Genomic DNA, 22,260 nt, shown 5'->3' with positions numbered 1-22,260 from the left:
ATAAAATTTCAACACCAAGCCCCCTAAGTTCCTGGCAGTTTAAGTTGGACTTAGAGGGCTCCGCCTAGTTAATAAGTGAAAGTGATATTGTGATGATGCTTATTCCAGCTTCAGACACCACATAATATCATGACGAAAAAAAGTGTATGGGACTGTATCAAATAATGTCAGACTTATTAACTGATTTTGAGCATCAGGAAGTTATTTAGATCTCGGAAAGATCGCCGTATGCAGCCTTAAAGAAAAGCTTAAATAAATTGAGAGGATAAAAAACAACTTTCATCTAAGCGCCCTCTACCAGACAAGAATAAGATAACAATTCAAAGATGCCAGCAAGCCTGCTACTTAAGCCATAAACAACACTCTATGTTTAAAGCTTACCCCATCTGGATCCTAAGGCTTTGAAAAAGCCTCCGTGAATAAATTGGCAATTTAAAAAGTATATTTTTCATGCCTACAGAAAAAAACTAACAATAAAATGACCAATTTTAAGTGTTACAAAAAATGGAATTATATGCTTGACCCTTGGACATGAACTTCAACATTAATTCACAATAATAGTTTTGGCATCTGTTGCAAAAAAAGCATTAGAGTAGAAATTAAATCTGTCATTTAACGATACTCAGCAAGAGCCTTACTGCTCACATGGTTGCTCATGGAATAGCTTAGGTAAACTATATGATCTATTAAAACCGACATTAGGTGAAATAAGAACTAAGATAATCGATTATTCATAGGCATTTATTCCATTAGATATTGAGTTACTTGATAAAAAACGTCACTGGCCAACACTTTCAAACTCAGATGATTCTGAATTGCGTATTTTAAGAAGCAATGAATCACTTTTTTATGATGATTGTGAACTTTATATTTATTGTGAATTATTGGTAGCCATAAAAGAGGAAAATATACATGGATTGCTGCTATGGGTTAGTTAACCTGATATCCTTTTAATCAACTTGTCATCTTCGGTAGCATCATTTGTATTTAAGAAAGGGAGGGCACTTTATGACCAATCGTCGTAATTTCGTTAAGGTTCTAGGTGCTTTTACTGCAGCCTCTCTACTGAGTGGCACCAAGGAGTCATTTGCAGTAATGAATAGTAAAAGTACTTGGTACATGCCAGATGAGGGTGAGCCTCACCTGCGTACTTGGATGGCCTTTGGTGCAAGCCGCAAAATTTGGGGACGGAAACTCCTTAGGGAAGTCCAGCAGAATTTGGCAACAATTGCACTGACGATTGCGGAGTACGAGCCAGTTTCAATGCTGGTTCGACAAGCAGATCTCCCACTTGCCCGGCGACTAATGGGAGATAAGATCGAACTAGTTGTTTGCCCTCTAGATGACTTGTGGATACGTGATACAGGCCCCGTTTTTATTGTAAATGAAAACGGTAATAAAGCGGCTATTGACTTCAACTTCAATGGTTGGGGAGAAAAGCAGGATTTTGATAATGATGCAGAAGTTGCTGCATTCACTGCTCAGTCGGCCGGTGTGCCCAGTATCCAAACTAACCTGATACTCGAAGGCGGCGGGATAGAGGTTGATGGGTATGGTACCGCGATCATAACCGAGAGTTGTGTGCTCAACGATAACCGTAATCCAGGTGTTAGTAAGCAACAATGCGAACGGGAATTAAAGCAGCTTCTTGGTCTAGAGAAAATTATCTGGTTACCTGGCATTAAAGATATGGATATCACTGACGGACATACAGATTTTTATGCCCGTTTCGTACATCCAGGTGTAGTTGTTGCCGGCTTTGATCCCGATCCCAACTCTTTCGATCACGCCGTAACAAAGCGGCATCTTGAGATTCTACGCTCTGTAACGGATGCCAGTGGCCGCGAACTAGAAGTTATTGTATTAGAGGCACCTTCAATAGTTCGAGAGCGGTTTGACAACAGGGATTTCGCCGCTGGATATATTAACTTCTATGTTTGCAATGGCGCGGTCATAGCACCTGAGTTCGGCGATCACTATGCAGATGCCTCAGCCAAGCGAAAATTACAAAGAGCATTTCCTAATCGCGATATTATACAAATCAATATTGATGGCATAGCAGCCGGTGGTGGAGGTATACATTGTACAACCCAACAGGAACCGGAAATTTAACTGCTCTTAACTTAAAGTGATTAACGGATATTTAATATATAAATACTTGCTACCTTAGATATTCGCCATAAAGAAGTGTGTATTAATTTTGAGTATATTTGAGCAGCAATAATTTAGCCTATAAATACATTGACTGCATAAATATCCATGAAAAATAGAAATTACAAATAATTACATTTCTATAGTAAAACATCCTTCTTTTAAGAATCTATGGCAAGATAACCGTCTTGCTATAACGTTGATCATATTCTTTATAAAAAAGACAATTCAGCTATAAAGCTCCCCCAAGATTGGAAAACAATAAGGATATATATTGTTTATGAATTATATGCTTCGATTACTAACTAGACTACGCTTAACAATTCCAGCTGTTGTTATGATATCCTTCAGCTTTCCAGCATATGCAGACTCTGTGGATAATCTTATCAAAAGTATCATGGATAAGCGCCAAATCCCTGGTCTCCAATTGGCCATCGTTAAAAACGGTGAAATAATCAAACTGGGAAATTATGGATTATCTAATTTACAAGACAATGTGCCGGTAAGATCCAACACTGTATTTCCAATTAACTCAATGACTAAGGCGTTTACGGGTGTTGCATTGCTACAGCTCGCAGAGCAAGGACGCCTTTCCTTAGATGATGAGATTGGCAAACACCTTACTGACTTACCTGCCAACTGGAAGTCAATAAAGATAAAACATTTAATGGCACACACTTCTGGGCTGCCCAATATTTTCAGTGGTTATCTTGCTGACTTGGTTGTTCGTGGAAACCCAGATGCTGCATGGAACAAAGTAAAATAATTACCTTTAAAATCTGAAGTAAACACACAGTTTAGTTATAATCAGACGGGTTATGTTATTATCGGTAAAATAATCGATAAATACGTACAAGGTGGCTTCCCAAAATTCATTACCGAAAATCAGCTTAAAATCGCCAATATGAAATTAACAGCTGATGCCGGCTTTGAACACATGACGCGTCCTATTAGCAATCATGCAAGGCAATATCTCTACGATTCCGATAAGGGCCAGCACAAAAATAACTACGTTGAATTCCCTTACATATTACAAAGTGCAGCTGGCATGAATTCAACAGCAACAGAAATTGCGCAATATCTTATTGCCTTGCAGTCTAAAAAGCTGCTCAAAAACCTCCATTCTCTTTGGACACCGATCACTTTAAAGAATGGCCAAACTGCTGGGTTTAATCATGTAGAGAATGGTTATGCTATTGGATGGCAAGTTATCGATCGGAAACATCACCGTGCAGTTAGTGCGAGCGGCGGAAATGCGTCAACTATGATTCACTATCCGGAGGATAAACTATCCATAGTTGTTCTTACAAATTTAATTGGCGGATTGCCAATCCAGTTTGTAGATAAAATTGCAGCTGAATATATTCCTGAATTTAAGCTTTAAAGTAGCAGGGGCAGTTAGTAGCTGGGATTTTAAAGAGCTGGTTAATAAGCAAACATACCACCTATACAAAACCTGCCCCAACAATTAATCCATTAATAAGTCAAAAATCATTATCGGAGATGCAGCGGAGCCTCTAAATAATTCCGAAATAATCCCACGGCCCTTTAGGGTTACAGAGGTTAACCGCAGCAGGCCGCGAATATCCCTATTACAAGAGCTGGAACGTGGCAGATATGGCCTACCCCTCAAGGGTTTCAGAGCGATTTACATTTGGTATTGCAACTTCTTGGAAATTCTAGGTATTCCTGCAAAGTAGCATTTTGATTGAAAACTACTCTGAAGGCCAGAGGAATCACGGAATTATTCAGAGATCCCCTAGATTTAATCTTTCACCAAATTTTGATTTTTTGACTCAGATGGAAAATTTAATCAAAATCACTATAACCAATAACGCTAGATCATAGCTTGGAGCAGGAAATATAAAAAACAATTTTTATTATGTATATCAGGTTTATAGCAAAGACGAACCCTGATATTTTTCATAGCAATTCTATAGAAAATTCCATCATGTTTTTGTCATAATAAATATAAATGGTTAATTTTTAACAAAGACCGACAAACCCAATGCCTCACTCACCGTATACCAATCAATCAATTTGAAATTCTGCTTGGCATTGGGCAGACGATTCCTGCCATCTTGGACAACAAGCAAGCCCATTGGATATTCCGGCCCAAGATTCAGGCTGGTAACATCCAGACCGTCGGTTTCAGAACTTCCATCGATACCTGAGCGCACATTCATTGTTACCCTAAAATGACCAACAAAGTCATTACCATCACGTGTGAATAACGCATAACTGTCATTACCCTGGCTAGAGGCGATCAGGTAACCACTATCCTCTGTTAGGTAGAGGGCGAGCCCTTCCACATCATCCACCAGGGTCTGACCATCCACTTCAGCAACCAATTTAGCCTGGTATTCACTATTCTGTTGCTTTTTAAGGCCCAGTGACCAAATCCCCCGATCCTCCTCGGCAAAAAAGAGCCTCTGCCACTTATCATCAACGACACAGCCTTCAACCTGGCTATTTACGACTATTTCTGTATGCTTTTTTAACGAAAATTCTGTGGGATTCTCGCCAAGATCAATTTCAAACTGGTGCAAGGCAGCATCTTTATCCGATACCCAAGCAAAAAGTTGATTATCGGTTTTCTGCAAACATAGGCCATAAGGATCTTGCAAATTTATAGCACGTATCCCCAGGTGCTCCACATGCCCCTCAGCTGTGATGGCAAAGAGGTTCACCCCGGCGGTCGAGCGATTAGATGCTGCCGCTAATGCACTATAATGCGGATGTTCTATACTGCGGATATCCACATTGTTCACACGTCCCACAGCAAAATGTTCGAGCAGCTTTCCTGATAAATTGTAAATATTCAGGCCACTTTTTTTGTCAGTTGCCAAAATCAGGCTATTCTGTGGCTGGGATTTATTGGCCCAGATAGCAGGATCATCGGCAGCATCACCAAATGACTCTACAGGGTCCGTCTGATTGCGAGCAAATACACTGACGATTGAATCACCGCTCTCGCGGTCAAACCCTGTAGACTCAGTTTCTAAGTAATCACTTTCCACATCATCAAAAACCAACAGCTGATCCCGACCAACATCCAGGGCCCAGAGCTGACCATTTAAGAATACTGGGGAGACTACCGAGTGGTTCTCGTTAATATGAAGGTGCCACTCTGGTTCCTCTGAGGAAAAAGGCAGTCGGTAGCGATGTATCTGATCACCTGCACTCAGCCACAGACTTTCACTACGAGCATCAAACCATAGATTGCCGAAGTCTTCACCAAGCCATTGAGCACTGAGGAATAATTTACGCTGCTCATCCTTTTCCGCGTTTGTATTTAAGCTCAGGATTCCAATGGGTGGTTGAGATACTAGCAGGCGTTGGGAGCGTGGGCTTACTGCGCAAGCATTAACTTGCTCACCAAAATAGAGTGGACGTACTTCTTGCATCTGCCACTGTTGTTGGGCTGGGAATAATAAATATTCACGACCTATGCCATCTTCACCAATGCTAAACAAATGAGTGCGCTGTTCTTGTTGGGAAAAGCACAGGGCACTCTGTGGAGTTGGCATTTTCTGGCTACCCAGTAGCCTAAAATTTACGTTTTTTGAAGCATCACTGTGGCGTATTTCATGTAAATTTATTTGCGCCAGGCGCTCATCGTAGGAGGCCACCAGTAAATTTTCATTAGGCAGAGCTTTCACGGCTAGGCGTTCCACCCTTCCCTCTTGGGAGGCGAGTATTTCTCCGTAGGAATTTATTACAAGCAAACCGCGACGCTCGCTGGCAAGCAATAAATATTGCTCAGTCCCAACCCGTATCGGCAGAATCTGTTCTGCGTCTATCGCACCCAAGGGAATTACCCGTTCCGGCAAGGCCTTTTTAATGCGTAAAACAGAATCCACATCGTGACCACAGCTAACGAGTAGCGCAGCGGCGAGCATGATCGCAATAATAAAATGCAGTTGTTTCATGGAGAGCCATTCAATTCCGGAGAAAGAACCCCACCTGTGTGAGGCTCCTTGCAGTGAATAAACACCGTAATTTTATTAAAAATGCTTTAGATGTTGTCCCGCTAGAAAGTGCTGTAACTCAGGCCCAGGGCATAAGTCGGCCCGTATTCTTCATATTGACCGTTGAAACCAGAGTTATGCACATAATAAGGCTCATCGGTCAAATTCACTCCGGTGAATGTCAGCAGTAAACCGTTTTTCAAGTGGTAGCGCACAGAGAGATCCAATTGTAAGTGATCCTCTTCATAACGATCACGGGATGCATCCTCCATATCTACCTCCAGCAATCGCTCGCTGCGAAAAGCAGCAGACAAGCGCAGGCTAAAAGTGTCTCGCTCATAACCGACAATAAAATTCCCCACCAGATCTGCTTGGAATGGCATAGATATTCCATCGCTACGTTGACGATCCGGCCCCAGTCCTAGACGGGCTTCAGAGTCTGTGAAGGTCGCGTTAGCACGCAGTAGGAAACCATTATCGAAGCCCTGTGTCCAAGCCAGTTCCGCACCGTTAATCCGTGCCCTTTCACCATTGATAGGCTGAAGTATTTCGGCCTCTTCCACTATCAGGTTACCGATATACTGAGTAAAGTCCGCACTACTGGAAACATCGGACATCACAATAAAATTATCGATAGACTTGTGGAACAATCCCAGCGATAGCATACCCAGATGATCCGCGTAGTATTCTGCGGAGAAATCCAGGTTGCGAGATTCATAAGGTTGCAGAGCTGGATTGCCGGCTTCCACTTCTAGCTCACCATCGTCGTACTCAATTTGCGCCGGCGAGGGATTCAGATGGCCAAATGAGGGGCGCGACAGGGACTCGGTGTAGGCCGCACGCAGCACAATATTATCGCTATAATCAAGCTTGAAGTTTACACTGGGGAAGAAGTGATCGTAATCGCGCTGATAATTGACCGCACTTGCATAGACCTCATCGGCAATGAAATCGGCACCGGGTACTGGCTCTTCGGATTCAATCACACGCATTCCTTCGGCACTGAAATCGGTGCGTTCATAGCGCACTCCAAAGACCCATTGAGCGCGATCAAGTTCGATGCTATTCATTACGTAGAGCGCACTGATGTCTTCCTGCATCTGGTAATCACGCGCAGAAGAGAGGGCGGTTTCAGTTTCATCCATCTCAAAACTGGCAATATTGCGATTAATAAATCGATTGAGATTGCCTGGATTAACTCCCGGTCCGAAGGTATCGAGACGGTAATCAATATCGTTACGAACAAAATCTGCCAAGGTATAGTCACCGGCAAAACCATCATAAACGCTGGCATTCAGATCACCACGTTTTTCCCTCTGGCGTTCGTGCAGGCCAAATTGCACCGTTGAGTCATAGGTGCCCCAGTTTATCTCCCTGGTAAAATCCAGACGTAAACTCAACTCTTCATCCTCGGAGAAATTATCCTCAATAACCAACTCGTCCAGTTGATAATTGGCGGGATCTAATATTTTTTCAGCGTCGCTACTGTCCACTGCCATACGCGGAGTTTTACCCGCTTCCACATAACCCAGGCGCAGTGGTTCAAGGACAAAGTCGGTATCGCGGCGATGTGGCTCAGATTCCTCCGCGTAAGAATAACCCAGCACGTAGGCAAGACCCCATTGTTCGAAATTATGCTCTCCACCCAATACTGTTGAAATAATCTCCTGTTCTTCCAGGCGATCTTTCAAGGATTTTTCCAGTGCCGCCTCTTCCCAAATGGCGCTATGTCTGGAGATCGTCTCTGGCTCATCGCGTTCTGCATCCAGTTTCCAGGAATTGCGTTGACGGATCTCCTGATCTGAGAAGTCGGAATAGAGATTGTGCAGATAGATTCGTGCACCACTACTCAATTTCAGGTCGAAATTCGCGGCCATACCGGTGCGCTCACGAGTAATCGTGTAATCCCGCTGTTCTATTTCGGTTGCCCCAATACCCGCACTACCGTCCTCGGCCACAAGCGCTTCCCAGCTACCATCGGTTTCAATATTTTCAGAACCGAAATCTCGCTGCTGATGACTGACTGCCAGAGCGACACCAAAGCGCCTGTTGCCATCGAGATCGAAAACATTGGTCATGGTGGCTGCATATTTTGGACTGTGCTCCTCTTGCAGTTCGCTATAACTGTTTTCAACACTGAATTTATAGCGGCTGCCATCGTAGTCCAGCGCGTTAATACTCTTGATTTCTATGGCCCCGCCGATGGAGTCTGCACTCATATCCGGTGTAAGGGTTTTGAATACTTCTAAGCTGGCAAGTAGGTCTGAGGGGATGACATCCAGAGCCACAGCGCGACTGCCAATTTCTGGTGCGGGCAGACTGACGCCATTGATGCTGGCGGCATTCAAGTTGGGATCAATACCGCGCACCCCCACAAAACGTCCCTCACCCTGGTCGCGGGCAATAAAAACTCCAGCCATCCGCTGCAGGGCTTCTGTTACATTGGCATCCGGCAACTCACCAATGGCATCAGAAGTTTGTACTGCCACCAGCTTGTTGGAGTCACGCTGGCGATCCAGGTCGCTGCGCGCATTGTTGGCCTGAGCGGTAACCGTCACCGTTTCCATGGTGCGGGCCTGGCTCTCTTGTGCATAAGCATTGCCACTCAAGCCGTTATTAGCACAAAAAACTGCTATGGCAAGCGTGGTAACGGGGGTGTTGGGCGTTCGAAAATTGATGGTTGTGCTTTTCATGGCGTCCCACTCCAATTAGTCCCGGCGGCGTATTTATTGGGGCGCAGACTAGTAGGCGACTATGAACTTTACATGACGGTTTTTTTAAGCTGTCATCAAGCTTTCAGAAATAGCTGGAAAAATTCCCAGATAAATTAAATATCCTTATTTATTTATCGCTTTTTATTAACCTCTTTTAATTAATCGATTGCGTAAAAGATATGTCATCGATTTAATTAGGTCAGGTTAATTTAATTTTATTAGGTTCCCCGCAACGGAGCAGCAGCAATGAAAGATTCTCCTAAAAACCCTGACCGTAGAAAGCTATTGAAGGCCATTGGTGGTGCCACGGCTGCGGGCGCCGCAACCAGCTTTATGCCTGGCTGCGGATCGGAGCATCATCGGGAGAATCTCTCATTTCAGGAAGTTCCCCACAGCTTGGACTTCAAACATCATTTACCGCAGGGTTACAGCGCCGATATCCTGCTACGGTGGGGCGACCCCATTGTCGCTAACCTCAAAGAATTTGAGCCGAAACAATTGACGGCGAAGGGGCAATCTCAACGCTTTGGCTATAACAACGACTTTATCGCCTTTATGCCATTGGCGGAGAATACCCCTGCCGGGCACGGAGATATCCACTGCCAGAGTGGTAACAGCGATCGCGGCCTACTATGTGTAAATCACGAGTACACCCAACCACACCTGATGTTCTCTGGTTACAACGATGAGTATAGTGCCACGCGGGGAGTCAGTGCCGAGCATGTAGCCATAGAACTAGCCGCCTGTGGCCACTCGGTAATAGAAATTACACGTACCGACAAAGGCTGGCAGCCGGTTTTGGAGAGCCCCTACAATCGCCGCATCACCGCGACCACGCCGATGCAAATTAGTGGCCCCGCCGCCGGAGACAAACGCTTGCAAACAACCGCAGATCCCTCTGGCACCCAGGTGCTCGGTACCATTGGCAACTGCGCCGGTGGCAAGACTCCCTGGGGCACGGTATTGGTGGCCGAGGAGGGATTTGGTGGCGCCTTCCAAGGAGATCCCAACAAAGTCGAGGATACTCGCGAGGCGCGCAATCACCGTGACTTCGGCGTAAGGCCCCACAATCGCAACCTAGGTGATTACGACCCACGCTTCGATATACAGCAAGAACCCAACGAACCCAATCGTTTTGGTTGGATGGTGGAATACGACCCCTACGACCCGCAATCTATACCGCGCAAGCTGACCACCCTGGGCCGCTTTGAACACGAGGGCTTTACCCTGGTCTGTAAACCGGGCCAACCGGTGGTGGCCTATGGCGGCGATGACGACGAACATCAGTTCGTCTACCGCTATGTCTCCAAAGAGACTTATCTGCCCAAAGATCCAATCCACAATCGCAATTTACTGACCGAAGGCACCCTCTATGCGGCACGCTTTGATGCGGATGGAAGTGGGAAATGGTTGCCACTAGTTTTTGGGCAGGGCCCTCTAAACAGCAGCAACGGTTTTCACAATCAAGCAGATGTCTTGATTGACGCACGCCAGGCCGCTGCACTGCTGGGCGCCACTCCCATGGACCGCCCGGAGGATGTAGAGACCAATCCCCACAACGACTGCACCTATGTGATGTTAACCAAGAATAAAAGCCGCGCCGAAGACGGTGTGGATGCGGCTAATCCCCGTCACCAAAATACTGCCGGGCATATTTTGGAAATTGTGCCCCCCACCATGCCTGGTAAAAGAACCGGCCGAGATCACACCAGCGACCAATTCCGCTGGCAACAGTTTTTACTTGGCGGCAACCCCAATGCGGAGAATCCCGTGGAGCGCGGCGCTTACGGGCAGCAATCCACTTACAATATTTCTAATCACGGCTGGTTTACCAACCCGGACAATGTCGCCTTCGATCCTCATGGCAACATGTGGGTGGCCACTGACGGCTGCGAGCGCTTCGGCTTTCACGACGGCCTCTGGGCCATGGCCACCGAGGGGCCAATGCGCGCCGCGCCGAAACACTTCTTTGGATGCCCGCAGGGCGCTGAGGTGTGCGGCCCCGAGTTTACTCCCGATGGCACAACTCTGTTTATCGCAGTGCAACACCCGGCCGACGCGCTCAACTCTACTTACGACCACCCCTTGCACCGCTGGCCGGATAACAATCCGGAGCTGCCACCGCGCCCCTCGGTATTGGCCATCTACAGGGACGACGGCGGTGAAGTGGGCAGCTAGTCATCCCAGAACGGCGCGCTTTCACACGAAGCCGCCGGTCCTGCTAGAATTTTTTAATCGAAGCCTTTTTGGCGGCTCGTCGCTGGTCTCCAATAAGAGACCGGCGACCCTTTAGTTGAGGTAGCCCATGTTATCGAGGTACACCGCGGTACTACGCCGCCTTGTAGCCATACTGGCGGTGACCGCTGGCATTTCACTCTTCGGCCTACAAGTGCAAGCCCAGGTGCCGGAAAACCCCGTTAATCTGCGGGGCAGTGGCGCCAGTTTCCCCTATCCGATTTATGTGGAGTGGTTTCGCCAGTTTACCCACCGCGAGAACAATATTTTTATTTTTTACGAAATGAGCAGCAGCGGCGACGGCATCCGCGATTTTCTCGGCCATACTGTTAATTTTGCCGCCTCAGATGCGGCCATAGAAATCGATGAACTCAAGAAGCTTAAGGAGGGAGGTGTTGTATTACCCGTCACTGCCGGGCAAGTGGTGTTAGTGTTTAATTTACCGGGTATCGATAAATTGAAGCTGTCGCGGGAAGCCTATGTGGGCATTTTTATGGGCAAGATCCGCCATTGGGACGACCCGATCATCGCCGCCAGTAATCCAGATATTAAATTACCACGCACAGATATTTCAGTGGTTACCCGCTCCGAGAGCTCCGGAACTTCCTATATTTTTTCCGGCCACCTCAGCGCCGTTAGTGAAGAATTCCGTGAGAATATTGGCCTGGACCGCACACCCGACTGGCCCCGGCTGTCGACCTTTAAAATCGCACCAGGTAACCAGGGTGTAGCGGCCAAAGTACGAGAAATACCCGGCGCTATCGGTTATGTGGAGCACGGCTTTGCCAACATAGTCAATTTACCGGTAGCAATCCTAGAAAATCGCGCGGGCCAATTTATCGAAGCCAATGCCAAGAGCGGAGTAGCTGCTTTAGAAGAAGTGGAATTTCCCGATAGTAAACTGCCTGTGAGCGGCGCACCCAACCTGATCGCCTGGGTCTGGGACCCCAAAGGGAAAGATGCCTACCCGATTACCAGCTTTTCCTGGTTGCTGCTCTACGCCAATCAGAAAGATGATGTTGCTCAGGCTCTAAGACAGATGCTGGTCTTTATGTTGAGCCAAAATTCCCAATCGGAAGCCGGCAATATCGGTCTGGTACCTCTACCGGAAAACGTGCGTATCAGGGTGCTCAACGCAGTGACCTATGTGCAGTAGCTCAGCCCTCCGCCACCGCATACTCTAATACACGATTGCGACCGGTCCTTTTGGCCCGGTAGAGAGCGTTGTCGGCATGCTGCAATAATTCCAGCACGTCTCTCTCTCCCTGCAGCTGGGCCACACCGATGCTAGCGGTAAACTGCACCGGCCCCAGAGCGGACTTGATCATAATTTTGGCGATATCTTCATGGATACGCTTGGCAACAGACAGCGTACCTGGGCCATCGGCACTAACCAACAGTGCAAATTCCTCACCGCCTATGCGCCCAAACACATCCACCTCACGCACATGCTGGGCTATTACCCGGGCAGTAGCACACAAGGCCTGATCACCGATCAGGTGGCCGTGGCGATCATTGATTGATTTAAAGCGGTCTATATCCAACATCAATATACCCAGGGGAATTTGCTTGCGTTGAGCCAATTTGAGCAAAAGATTGGCCTCTTCAAAAAAACTGCGGCGATTGTGAATGCCAGTTAGTGGATCGGTACGTGCCTCCAGTTCCGCCCTGGCCTTAGCAGCTTCCAGCTCTCTGGTGCGTGACTGCACCAACTCCTCAAGATCAATCTTGGATACTTCCAGCTGTTGCAGGTATTTTTTTTCCGCCCGATCCTTCTGTAACCGCAGGCGCTGCACCATTAAACCGATCGCTGCCATAATCGCCAGCATCTCCACAAAAGAGGCCACCGGCGGCCAATAGTAGTTGACTGGGTTGTGCACCACATAACCGAGATCACGCATTGCCTGCACCAGTAGTCCCAGCACTAGGGTGGCCCACCCCAGGGCAAACACTCCTGCAGCATTCTCTCCCTGGCGCCAGCGAATCATAGCGATGGGCACGATCAGGGGATAACAAAGCAATGCGATGATCATGGATATTTGGGAAAGGGCCTTCAGCTCTAAAAACACGCAACCAATCAGGAAAGCACCGTTGAGCAACATCAGCTGTAAGAGGAAGTCCAACTTTGGCGTGAACTGACGGGTTTCGAGAAATGTCCGTGCAAAGACAAGCCCGGCCATAATTGCCACAGCCCCACTAAGAGAGCCGTATCCCCAGTGGAAGCTGCCTGTCATCAGGTATTGATGGGTATATCCCAGCACCGTGCCCCACACCAGGATTTTGCTAGCGCAGTAGAAAGAATAGATATAGAGAATCTTTTCTTTGATTGCGATCGCTCCCACCAGAGCAAAGACTGCCATTAGAAAGTAGCCTCCAAACAGAAAAGCGATCAGGCTCGTCTCACCCTTACTGTTTTGTTGCAATGCCTGGGGGCTCCAGATACGCAGACTGGGAAAGACCACACCCAATTCGCCAGAATCGAACCTTACCATTAGCTCCTGAGTGGTCCCCGGTGCGATGGTCACTGGAAAAACAAAACGGTTATGCGCCACCTGCCGACGGGCAAAAGGCTCATAAATAGAAAGGTTGCTCACTTCGCGGAAGAGATCACCACTGCCCGCCTTCCGACTAAAAGCTTGCAAACCGACCAGCTGGTGATCGACATACTCAATATTTAGGGTTAGCGGGTGGCTGTCGCGATTGCGCAACGTAAAGTGAGACCAGAAAACACCGGCGCTTAGACCGGAGGAACCCGCTGTTTCCAAAGTGCGAAACTTCCCCTGCTCATGAGCTTGTCGTGCACTATAAATATCACTCTCTCCACCCTTGTCGTGCCATATCGCATGGAGTCCGGTGGAATTTTCCCCCTGCTCATTGGTGTTCACGTCCAGAGGAGTATGCGCCCATACCGGAATCTTGGGCAGGAAAAGGACATAGAAGGTTAAAAGTAGAAAAACATAGAAAGAGGGACGGATGTACCAATATTTAAAAATAGAACGCCAAAGATCCAGTAACCGCAGTCTTATTATTCTGTCTTTCATAGTCTTGGCGCGCGGGGATAACACTTACCCCTTATAATGCCTTCCTCCAAAGCAGTAAATGACAGCCTCTCACTTAACGCGAGACATTCTGGCTAGCTAACGCTTTCACAGTGATCAATCCGCCCCCTCAATGAAGTTTTGCCTATCTTTTGGCTCTCAATCGGAGCACCATAGGTACTAGCAACCACTAAAGTTCGAATTTACATAAAAGACACAACATTGCAGCAATTCCCCTATTCATTACTAATCCTTAATCACAGAGATTACTCCACTGTCTCAATGCTTATCGGTATAGGCTCGTTTTGCGACAAGTACCTAACTGAGTAAGGTGATATCAGAAAAAACATCTGGTCTTAACTGAACAATTTGTGTCAAAGATCGTAATGCGAGAAACACTCCACAAATGAACATTAGAGCGAGCATATAGTAATGAAAGCGCTGTGTACTCATACGCAAGACGCGATACTTACCAAGGTAAACCCCAATAATCCCTCCAATACCAATAGCAACGCCATAACTTGCCAAATTCATGGTGATAGCACCAAAGCTAAGATAGGTCATTATTTTGGTGGCCTGTAAGACCATGGTGTTCAACGCCTTGGTTGCAATCAAATTTTCCTTATCAACACCGTAATTGATAAAGAAGGGATTCTGCACCGGGCCAATAGCACCAATAATCCCAGAGAGAAATGCGACTACTACACCAAGTAAGAAAAAGTAGGGTAAACGCATTGGAAAAGAAGATTGTTTTCTACCGAGCCGATATTGAACCAAAGTGGACATCAAGAAGATGCCCACAAAGAGCTGAAGCCATATTGGGTGCATTTGACTATAAATATAGGCACCAACCATCGCCCCCAGAATACTACCGGGTAGCATCCAGCGAATAACGCTCCAATTAATATATGGCCAAAACAACAACACGCGGGAAGGTGCGGCAATAACACTGCCAATCGTAATCGTAGGAGCCACCAAATGTGGCCCTATCAAGAGGCCGACCAGCGGTATCATCAGCATGGCCCCACCACCGGCAGCGAGGGTGCAGATATACCAGGAGAAGGCCCCAAAGATTAGTAAAACTGGGATTAGTATCATGCTCTTATCCGCAGCTCAAAAATGCCTCTACTAGGTAGGCAATAAGTTTGCTGGCGATTGATAGCCCGGAGAGTCAGTCAATATAGACCATAGAAAGATCGGTAGGAATAACGAAGAAAAGTCACTTCTCCAATAGACTTAATCTTCACCGCGAATTACCCAGGGAGAATTTACTAGCGGTTGCCCCGTCTCAGCCACCTCACACTCCAGAATTGCGCCCTTTGCAAAGCCAGAGATATCTATAGAAAAACCGACGAAACCACCACGGCCTGCACCATTTGCGCGTAGATCAGCACGATATTCATTCGCTAGAACTTCGCCCTTATAGGCCCCATCAACTTTCACACGCAGTACAACCGCATCATCGCTTTGCTCGGGAATAGCACACCCTAGAATATGTTCCTTGGCCTGACCGCTAAGCAAGCCGGCCACAAATTTCATGCCGTTCTTGAAAAGTGAGACTCTCCATTCAAATTGTGACACTGCCTTATCATATAGATCAATTTCACGAGCATTCCTAATACACGTTTCATCTAATTGGTCCTGAGGAATATCATATTTCCCCTTAAGATCCTCACGCCCTAAATTCATTGTTAAATACGGTATTTCTATTCCATATTTATTATTTAGCAACTGTAGGGATTCATCATACCTCTCAGTCAAACCAACAAAACCGAAAAGTGGCCAGGAAAACCTACGGAAAATTTTTAGCTGCCGGTTGGTGAATGATGACTTTCTATAAAAAGACTTAAAACTGTCTTTATACCCATTATGTCGAGAATAGTGTTTATATTCTGACACTAACCTCTGTATTGGATCTCGCAAAATTGTTACTGTATTTTCCAACCCAAATATTGGAAGATAACGTACTGAATTTGAATGACCTGCAAGCATTTTAACATTTTTGTATTTCATCTTCTGAAAAAATACCCACAGATCAGGATTATCACCCATCCAAGCTTTCACAATATCGCTGGTATGCTTCGATCCTGGGCCGTAATCAAGACAAATACTACCATCGCCAAAATATGTTGATGCGCCAAACCGAAAGCTTGTTCCTGCAGTTTTTGGAACATGAATAAATAAAAGTGGGTTCACCACCATAAAAATCCCTTAAGAATGGTGTGTAATATGTTCCCGATGCTCCCAAAATGACAACAAAAATACAGAAGGGGAACACATCAAGAAAATGATAAAGGATTGTCTTTTGAAGATCTTATCTCTTAGCCAATTCATTTCTTGTAAAACAATTACTTATCATTATGCATCACTTAATCATAGTTAGGTTTAGTGATGTGAACAACCATCTGATTATTGCCTGACAAACAAAGGGCGTAACTGTGACTACAGTCTTCTTTTGGCCATTTATTAATGATATTTAGAAAACAAAATAATAAGCCATAAAATATTACTCAGACGTATTTTGGCTGTACCGGCATAATAAAGTCACAGAGAAAGCATGCTTCACCATAGTACAATACAGTATTCAATAGCATCTTGTTATTGAGTAAAACACATCTTTCATGGGGAAATCGAAACATGGAATAATCGAAACTAGTCGGCAAGAGAACTTGTACAGACACCCCAACTGACGTTCGAAGTGCCTGCTCATTCTGACTGGGCAGCTTAGATAGAGAAGAACTGCTGTATACCCAGTAGTACATTGGTGGTGGCTACCGAGGCGAGTATCAGGCCCATCACCCGGCTGACGATACTGGCGCCAGCATCCCCTATAAACCGATAGATCCAATTTGCGGTTAGTAATAGTGCAATCACAATCCCCAATACCGCCAGCATCGCCGTGGCAGTGTTGAGTTGATGCATCATATCAAAGCGATGATTATCGGTAAGTACCACTGCTGCTAGCATGGCGCCCGGCGAGGCTATTGAGGGCACCGCCAGCGGGAATATCGCGGTCTCGTGGCCTTCCCGGACAATCTCCATCTCCTGTTCTGGCTTACTATCGCCAAATATCATGGTGAGGGCAAACAGGAACAACACTACGCCACCCGCCACTTGAAAAGCTGACAGCGGTACACCGATTGCCTCCAACAGGAATTGACCGACCAATAAAAAGAACAGCAAGATGCCAGCGGCTACCAATACGGCCAGCCAGGCGATTTTGCGTTTTTGCCATTCGGCGTGACGGGAAGTGACGGCAATAAATACCGGCAGAGTGCCCACCGGATCGATCACCGCAAAGAAAAAGACAAAACTACTGATCCAATCGTTCAACTGGTACTCCGGCGTGCCGTGCTACTATCCGCTTATTCCCTGCCGCGGGGAGATCGGCAAGCGCCGGGGCGGTGGAATCTGGTAAGGCGCGGGTTAACCCCGTCAGCCACCCCAAATGCTCCCCAGGCAGATGCTTAACCTGAAACACAAAAACCAAGTCTAGTGCATGACCAATCACTCACCGACCGCCCGCCGCATCGCGAAGACCATCCTGAATGGTTTTGATGCGTATTTCGCAGACTATCAGAACATCACTCTGGGCGCCAAGGCGCGCTTTGAGACCGCTTCCTGGCAGGCCGCACATGAGGCCAACAAGGAACGCATCGACCTGTACAAAACCAAGGTCAACCAGGTGCTCAAACTAGTGCACTCAGTTACCAGTAAAGATACCAGCCAACTGGAATTGTGGCGGGATGCCCGCGCCACCTACGCACAACTAATCGCCAATCACAGCAACTACGAGATTGCCGAAACCTTCTTCAATTCGGTCTTTTGCAGCCAATTCCGACACGCGGATATTCACGACAAAAATATTTTTGTCAAACCCTCTCGTGCACCAGATGACAAACCGCTGCGGGATTACAGCATTTATATCAGCTATAGCGGTCGTGATGGACTCGAATATATGATCGAGGACATCCTCAAAGACTTCAGCTTTTCCGCCCCCTGGGAAAATATGCAACGGGATATCGAAAATATCTGTGCGCTTTTACGCGAGGCACCGCTGGCCAAGCTGGAGAATGAAAAACAGCTGCGTGTAGATATGCTGGAGTCTGTGTTCTACCGCAACAAGGCCGCCTATTTAGTGGGTCGCATGATTTTTAATGGCGAAGTGGTGCCTATTATTCTGCCCTGCTTGAATAACGGCCGTGGTGGTATTTTTGTGGATACCCTGCTGCACAGCAATGATTCCGCTAGTATTATCTTCAGCTTCACCCGTTCCTATTTTATGGTGGATGCGCCCATTCCCTCGCGTTTCGTGCGCTTTCTCTCCACTATTATGCCGCTCAAGGAAAAGTCGGAACTGTACAACTCCATCGGCTTCCACAAGCACGGCAAGACCGAGTTCTACCGCCATATCCTTGCGCATATGAAGGTGAGCAACGATCAGTTTGTGATAGCACCCGGCATCAAGGGCATGGTAATGAGCGTATTTACCCTGCCCTCCTATCCAGTGGTGTTCAAAGTCATTAAGGATCGCTTCGATCGCCCCAAAACCGTCACCGAAGAAATTGTGCGGGAGAAATATAAATTTGTATCCCGCTCAGACCGCGTTGGGCGTATGGCCGATACTCAGGAATACACCAATTTCATCTTCTATCGCAATCGCTTTAGTGAGGAACTACTGCGTGAGCTACAGGAGGTAGCGCCCTCCAAGCTAGTCATTAATGAGAAGTGGGTAATTATCCGGCACCTCTATGTAGAACGGCGCATGGAACCTCTCAACCTCTATTTGCAAACCTCCAACGAAGAGGAAACTCGAGAAGCGATGGAGGAATATGGCAATGCCATCAAGCAACTGGCGGCAGCCAATATCTTCCCCGGCGATATGCTTCTTAAGAACTTTGGTGTGACCCGCCACGGCCGCGTGGTCTTCTACGATTACGACGAGCTGTGCCCGCTGACGGAGTGCAATTTCCGCAAGATTCCCGAAGCGCAAACACCCGAGCAGGAACTGGCAGACAAACCTTGGTACACCGTGGATGAAGCGGACGTCTTCCCCGAGGAGTTCCGCCTGTTCTTCTCCGGTAATCCCACCGCGCGCTCAGCTTTTGAGAGGTTGCACAGCGACCTCTACGATTATCGATACTGGAGACGCCTGCAAGACCGTATCCGCGCCGGGCATGTGGAGAGCGCCTTCCCCTACCGGCGTAAGTGGCGCTTCCATCGCCGTGCTCCGGCCATCGCCCGCAACAAATAAGCACTCAATCTATGGCTATATTGGTAGGAGGCCCCCACAATTCGAATAGGTGATCAGTGCGCATACTTGCATGGGCCGCAACTCTAGCGGCCCTGGCTCTATTAACGGTCAGTGGCTGCGGATATCTGCCCAGTGAAATGACCATTCCCGGTAAGGAAAAGGCGCCGCCTCCTCACGCCCGTATCACAGGAAAACCCCAAGTAGTCAGCTGCGCAACTCCAGCACAGGGGTTTCGCCCAATTCCATTCGACAACCTCTACACCTTCACCGGCAGTGAGCCCCAGCCTTTTCAGGAAAAGGCCAGTGTGCCAATGCAATACGATGTACTGGCCTATGTTTGGGGTAGCGAACCCTGCGCACCCAGCGCCTTTTGCAAAAGAGGGGATTACTATTGGCTGATCGGGAGAGGACCTGGCAATGATTTCCAGACCTGGGTAGTTACCCCACAGTTTCCACGTATGATTATCCAGTCGACTTGCTATGAATGGCTGCAAATCGGACAACGCTATCGCTTTTCATTCAGTCGAGGAAAGTTGGTGGGGTTCAGCCTGGACTAAGTGAGCCAAATTACTGTGAGTGCTTTTAACGCCTGCAAACCAGTTCTTGTCGAAACCAACTAAGTTCAAGCGTCAGACTGCTTCTTCAAATAGCGGTATATAGCATCCTGGGAACGACAGTTTTTTTTGCCAGAGTTGGCAATTTTAGTATTACTCTGTCTCGCATCCACAATCCGAGCTTTTTGATTATCACTCCATTGCAGCTCCAAAATTTTTCGAATCATCTCACGGTGATCAGCATTCATAATTGGAAAAGTCACTTCCACCCGGTGATCTAAATTACGAGTCATAAGATCTGCTGAAGAGAGCCACATTATCTCCCCTCCACCGTTATAAAATATATAAACACGCGCATGCTCCAGAAACTTATCTACCAAACTGACAACTTGAATATTGTCAGAAAGACCTGCTGTTTCACACACTAAGGTGCACATACTTCGTACAATAATTCTTACTTTTACTCCTGCGGCACTTGCACTGTAAAGCCGCTCCACTACCTGGCTATCCACCAAGTTATTACACTTAAAAAACAACTCAGCTCTATCGCCCCTTTGGGCGGCCTCAATTTCTCGATCTATTGCCCCCAAAAGCGCAGCACGGTTTGTCAGAGGTGAAACTGCGATATGCTGAAACACCGGACGACGTCGAGTACGCCGAATAAATTCGAAAACATTGTAGACATCCTGGCCCAACTCCTGATTATTAGTTAACAAACTAAAATCACAGTAAATTCGCGCAGTACTCTCATTAAAATTGCCTGTTCCCAAATGACTGTAAAGCTTATCCTTACCCTCTTCTCGACGAAGAATAGAAATCAATTTACAGTGGACTTTCAATCCTGGAACACCATAAATAACCTCTACTCCCGCATCGGAAAGCTCCTTCGACCAGTGAATATTTGCCAACTCATCGAATCGCGCGCGCAACTCAACAACAGCAATGACCTTTTTATTATTCCGCACGGCATTGATCAAAGCAGCCACCACCCGTGAATTCTTTGCAACCCGGTAGAGGTTGATCCGAATTTCTCGCACCTGTGGATCAATTGCTGCAGATGCGAGCAAATTGGTGATTACGCGAAAATCATGATAAGGGTAATAATAAAGCCGATCGGCACTGCGAATATGTGCAAAGGCGCCCCCCTTACCAGGTAACGTTGGCAGCGGTAATAGTGGCTTATAGATATAACTCCCAGAATCTGCGGGGAACTTCATCAGATCTTTGGAGTTGTGGTAGCGCCCACCAGGTGTATAAGTATCATAGCGCCCCATTTTTAATTTTTTCTTCACCATATTTAGGAGTACTTCAGGCATTTCTGCATCGTAAGCAAGGCGCACCGGATCGGCACGCTTACGCCTCTTGAGAGATTTCTCCATACGGTCCACGAGGTTTTGGGTTATCTGCTCACCCAATTCAAGCTCAGCATCACGGCTAATCTTGAACATATACGCTTTGGCCGAGCGAATCGGCAAAACCTGGCGAAACACCTCCACCAAGCAGGCCCGTATAATATTGTCGAGAACAATATATACTTTTTCACGCATTCCCTCACGGGGTGGAATCACAACAAAACGCGATAAAGTATTAGTGGGAATTTCCATTGCCGCATAACGCTGGATACCATCTTTTAAACGAAGAAAAATGGCAAAATAGATACTCGCCTCATTAAGCAGCGGCATAGTATCAAGGTCATCAATAAAAAAAGGCTCCAGCTCTGGCAACACTTCCCGATGGAAATATTCTTCGACAAAGGTGCGTTGGTGCTCAGTTAGCGTGGTTTCCCTAACTACATGGATATTGTGTTTATCGAGATCTGCCAGTGCTTTAGCGTAAGCTCGTGCGTAACGTCGCTGCAGGCGCAGTACACGCTCATTAATTTGCCCGAGTAGTTTGGCAAAATGTCTTTTCTCCTGTTCAGCCCCTGCGAACGCGGCAAGACGGCGCACATCTGCTACACGTACACGGAAAAATTCATCGAGATTGTTAGAGAAAATTCCCAGGAAACGCACCCGGTCAATAATGGGTACAGTTTCGTCTTCAACTTCCTGTAGCACTCGCTCATTGAACGACAACCAGCTCAACTCTTTTGGGTATAGAGGGATATCGTTAGGTATTGAAGGTTTGTAAAACATATTCAACCGGAGTGAATTTCCCTGCCCCAAGAATTCGATGCCAATTTAGGGGAAGTACATATCGAACAACTTATAGGGGCACAGGCATCAACCTATGACGAGCTATTCTCACGAAAGGAAGATTTACGCGCATTTTCGCCACAACCAGGGGGAAGACCCCGCCAGATTGAAATAATCAACATGAGCACAAGGTTATACAGTTAATAGT

12 protein-coding genes and 1 pseudogene are annotated in these 22,260 nt (G+C 46.9%); 6 read left to right on the top strand and 7 right to left on the bottom strand.

The features are described 5' to 3' along the window. Nucleotides 1–1,008: 1,008 nt before the first annotated feature. Entirely contained in the window at nt 1,009–2,112 is a 1,104-nt protein-coding gene (locus ACJJIT_RS01680) for an agmatine deiminase family protein (protein WP_444899753.1), read from the top strand. A 319-nt stretch (nt 2,113–2,431) separates the two neighbouring features. Continuing rightward, nucleotides 2,432–3,535, top strand: a pseudogene (locus ACJJIT_RS01675) (serine hydrolase domain-containing protein). Between the two features lie 595 nt (nt 3,536–4,130). Here ACJJIT_RS01675 and ACJJIT_RS01670 read toward each other — a convergent pair. After that, nucleotides 4,131–6,083 (bottom strand): phytase, encoded by a 1,953-nt coding sequence (locus tag ACJJIT_RS01670; protein WP_444899752.1) that lies wholly within the window; start codon nt 6,081–6,083, stop codon nt 4,131–4,133. A gap of 101 nt (nt 6,084–6,184) precedes the next feature. Further along, nucleotides 6,185–8,815 (bottom strand): TonB-dependent receptor, encoded by a 2,631-nt coding sequence (locus ACJJIT_RS01665; protein ID WP_444899751.1) that lies wholly within the window; start codon nt 8,813–8,815, stop codon nt 6,185–6,187. 267 nt (nt 8,816–9,082) lie between these two features. Here ACJJIT_RS01665 and ACJJIT_RS01660 point away from each other — a divergent pair, with 267 nt between their 5' ends. Both ACJJIT_RS01660 and pstS read left to right on the top strand, forming a co-directional pair. Then, nucleotides 9,083–11,014: a PhoX family protein gene (locus ACJJIT_RS01660; RefSeq protein ID WP_444899750.1), complete on the top strand. Its 1,932-nt coding sequence runs from the start codon at nt 9,083–9,085 to the stop codon at nt 11,012–11,014. Nucleotides 11,015–11,141: 127 nt separating this feature from the next. Beyond that, on the top strand, nt 11,142–12,227 hold the full coding sequence (gene pstS / locus ACJJIT_RS01655; protein WP_444899749.1) for a phosphate ABC transporter substrate-binding protein PstS: 1,086 nt from the start codon (nt 11,142–11,144) through the stop codon (nt 12,225–12,227). 1 nt (nt 12,228) lies between these two features. Here the strand turns inward: pstS and ACJJIT_RS01650 are convergent, their stop codons facing one another. The 4 genes from ACJJIT_RS01650 to ACJJIT_RS01635 form a co-directional block, all read right to left on the bottom strand. Beyond that, a complete protein-coding gene (locus ACJJIT_RS01650) occupies nt 12,229–14,112 on the bottom strand; it encodes a diguanylate cyclase (RefSeq protein ID WP_444899748.1) in 1,884 nt (627 codons plus the stop codon). Nucleotides 14,113–14,427: 315 nt separating this feature from the next. Beyond that, complete coding sequence (locus tag ACJJIT_RS01645; protein WP_444899747.1) at nt 14,428–15,207, bottom strand: sulfite exporter TauE/SafE family protein; 780 nt, start codon at nt 15,205–15,207, stop codon at nt 14,428–14,430. A 138-nt stretch (nt 15,208–15,345) separates the two neighbouring features. Continuing rightward, the gene (locus ACJJIT_RS01640; protein WP_252083410.1) at nt 15,346–16,311 is read right to left on the bottom strand and encodes a sulfotransferase family 2 domain-containing protein; all 966 of its coding nucleotides are present in this window, start codon (nt 16,309–16,311) and stop codon (nt 15,346–15,348) included. 522 nt (nt 16,312–16,833) lie between these two features. Beyond that, nucleotides 16,834–17,442, bottom strand: coding sequence for a MarC family protein (locus tag ACJJIT_RS01635; RefSeq protein ID WP_252083411.1), 609 nt, complete (start codon nt 17,440–17,442; stop codon nt 16,834–16,836). 166 nt (nt 17,443–17,608) lie between these two features. Here ACJJIT_RS01635 and aceK point away from each other — a divergent pair, with 166 nt between their 5' ends. Together aceK and ACJJIT_RS01625 are read left to right on the top strand one after the other, a co-directional pair. Continuing rightward, on the top strand, nt 17,609–19,363 hold the full coding sequence (aceK, locus tag ACJJIT_RS01630) for a bifunctional isocitrate dehydrogenase kinase/phosphatase (protein ID WP_252083412.1): 1,755 nt from the start codon (nt 17,609–17,611) through the stop codon (nt 19,361–19,363). A gap of 56 nt (nt 19,364–19,419) precedes the next feature. After that, nucleotides 19,420–19,920 (top strand): hypothetical protein, encoded by a 501-nt coding sequence (locus ACJJIT_RS01625; RefSeq protein WP_444899746.1) that lies wholly within the window; start codon nt 19,420–19,422, stop codon nt 19,918–19,920. Nucleotides 19,921–19,985: 65 nt separating this feature from the next. On the opposite strand, the gene ppk1 is transcribed toward ACJJIT_RS01625, so the two are convergent. Beyond that, on the bottom strand, nt 19,986–22,052 hold the full coding sequence (ppk1, locus tag ACJJIT_RS01620) for a polyphosphate kinase 1 (RefSeq protein ID WP_444900883.1): 2,067 nt from the start codon (nt 22,050–22,052) through the stop codon (nt 19,986–19,988). Nucleotides 22,053–22,260 lie beyond the last annotated feature (208 nt).

This window comes from Microbulbifer mixtoriginis (SeqCode) (assembly GCF_052467515.1).
Note: the sequence above shows the minus strand (reverse complement) of the source record. Positions and strands in the feature narration are given on the sequence as shown.

Coding starts and splice junctions, on each gene's coding strand:
- ACJJIT_RS01680 (WP_444899753.1), top strand. CDS start 1,009: ATGACCAATCGTCGTAATTTCGTTAAGGTTCTAGGTGCTTTTACTGCA.
- ACJJIT_RS01640 (WP_252083410.1), bottom strand. CDS start 16,311: ATGGTGGTGAACCCACTTTTATTTATTCATGTTCCAAAAACTGCAGGA.
- ACJJIT_RS01670 (WP_444899752.1), bottom strand. CDS start 6,083: ATGAAACAACTGCATTTTATTATTGCGATCATGCTCGCCGCTGCGCTA.
- ACJJIT_RS01645 (WP_444899747.1), bottom strand. CDS start 15,207: ATGATACTAATCCCAGTTTTACTAATCTTTGGGGCCTTCTCCTGGTAT.
- aceK (WP_252083412.1), top strand. CDS start 17,609: ATGACCAATCACTCACCGACCGCCCGCCGCATCGCGAAGACCATCCTG.
- ACJJIT_RS01660 (WP_444899750.1), top strand. CDS start 9,083: ATGAAAGATTCTCCTAAAAACCCTGACCGTAGAAAGCTATTGAAGGCC.
- pstS (WP_444899749.1), top strand. CDS start 11,142: ATGTTATCGAGGTACACCGCGGTACTACGCCGCCTTGTAGCCATACTG.
- ppk1 (WP_444900883.1), bottom strand. CDS start 22,052: ATGTTTTACAAACCTTCAATACCTAACGATATCCCTCTATACCCAAAA.
- ACJJIT_RS01650 (WP_444899748.1), bottom strand. CDS start 14,112: ATGAAAGACAGAATAATAAGACTGCGGTTACTGGATCTTTGGCGTTCT.
- ACJJIT_RS01665 (WP_444899751.1), bottom strand. CDS start 8,815: ATGAAAAGCACAACCATCAATTTTCGAACGCCCAACACCCCCGTTACC.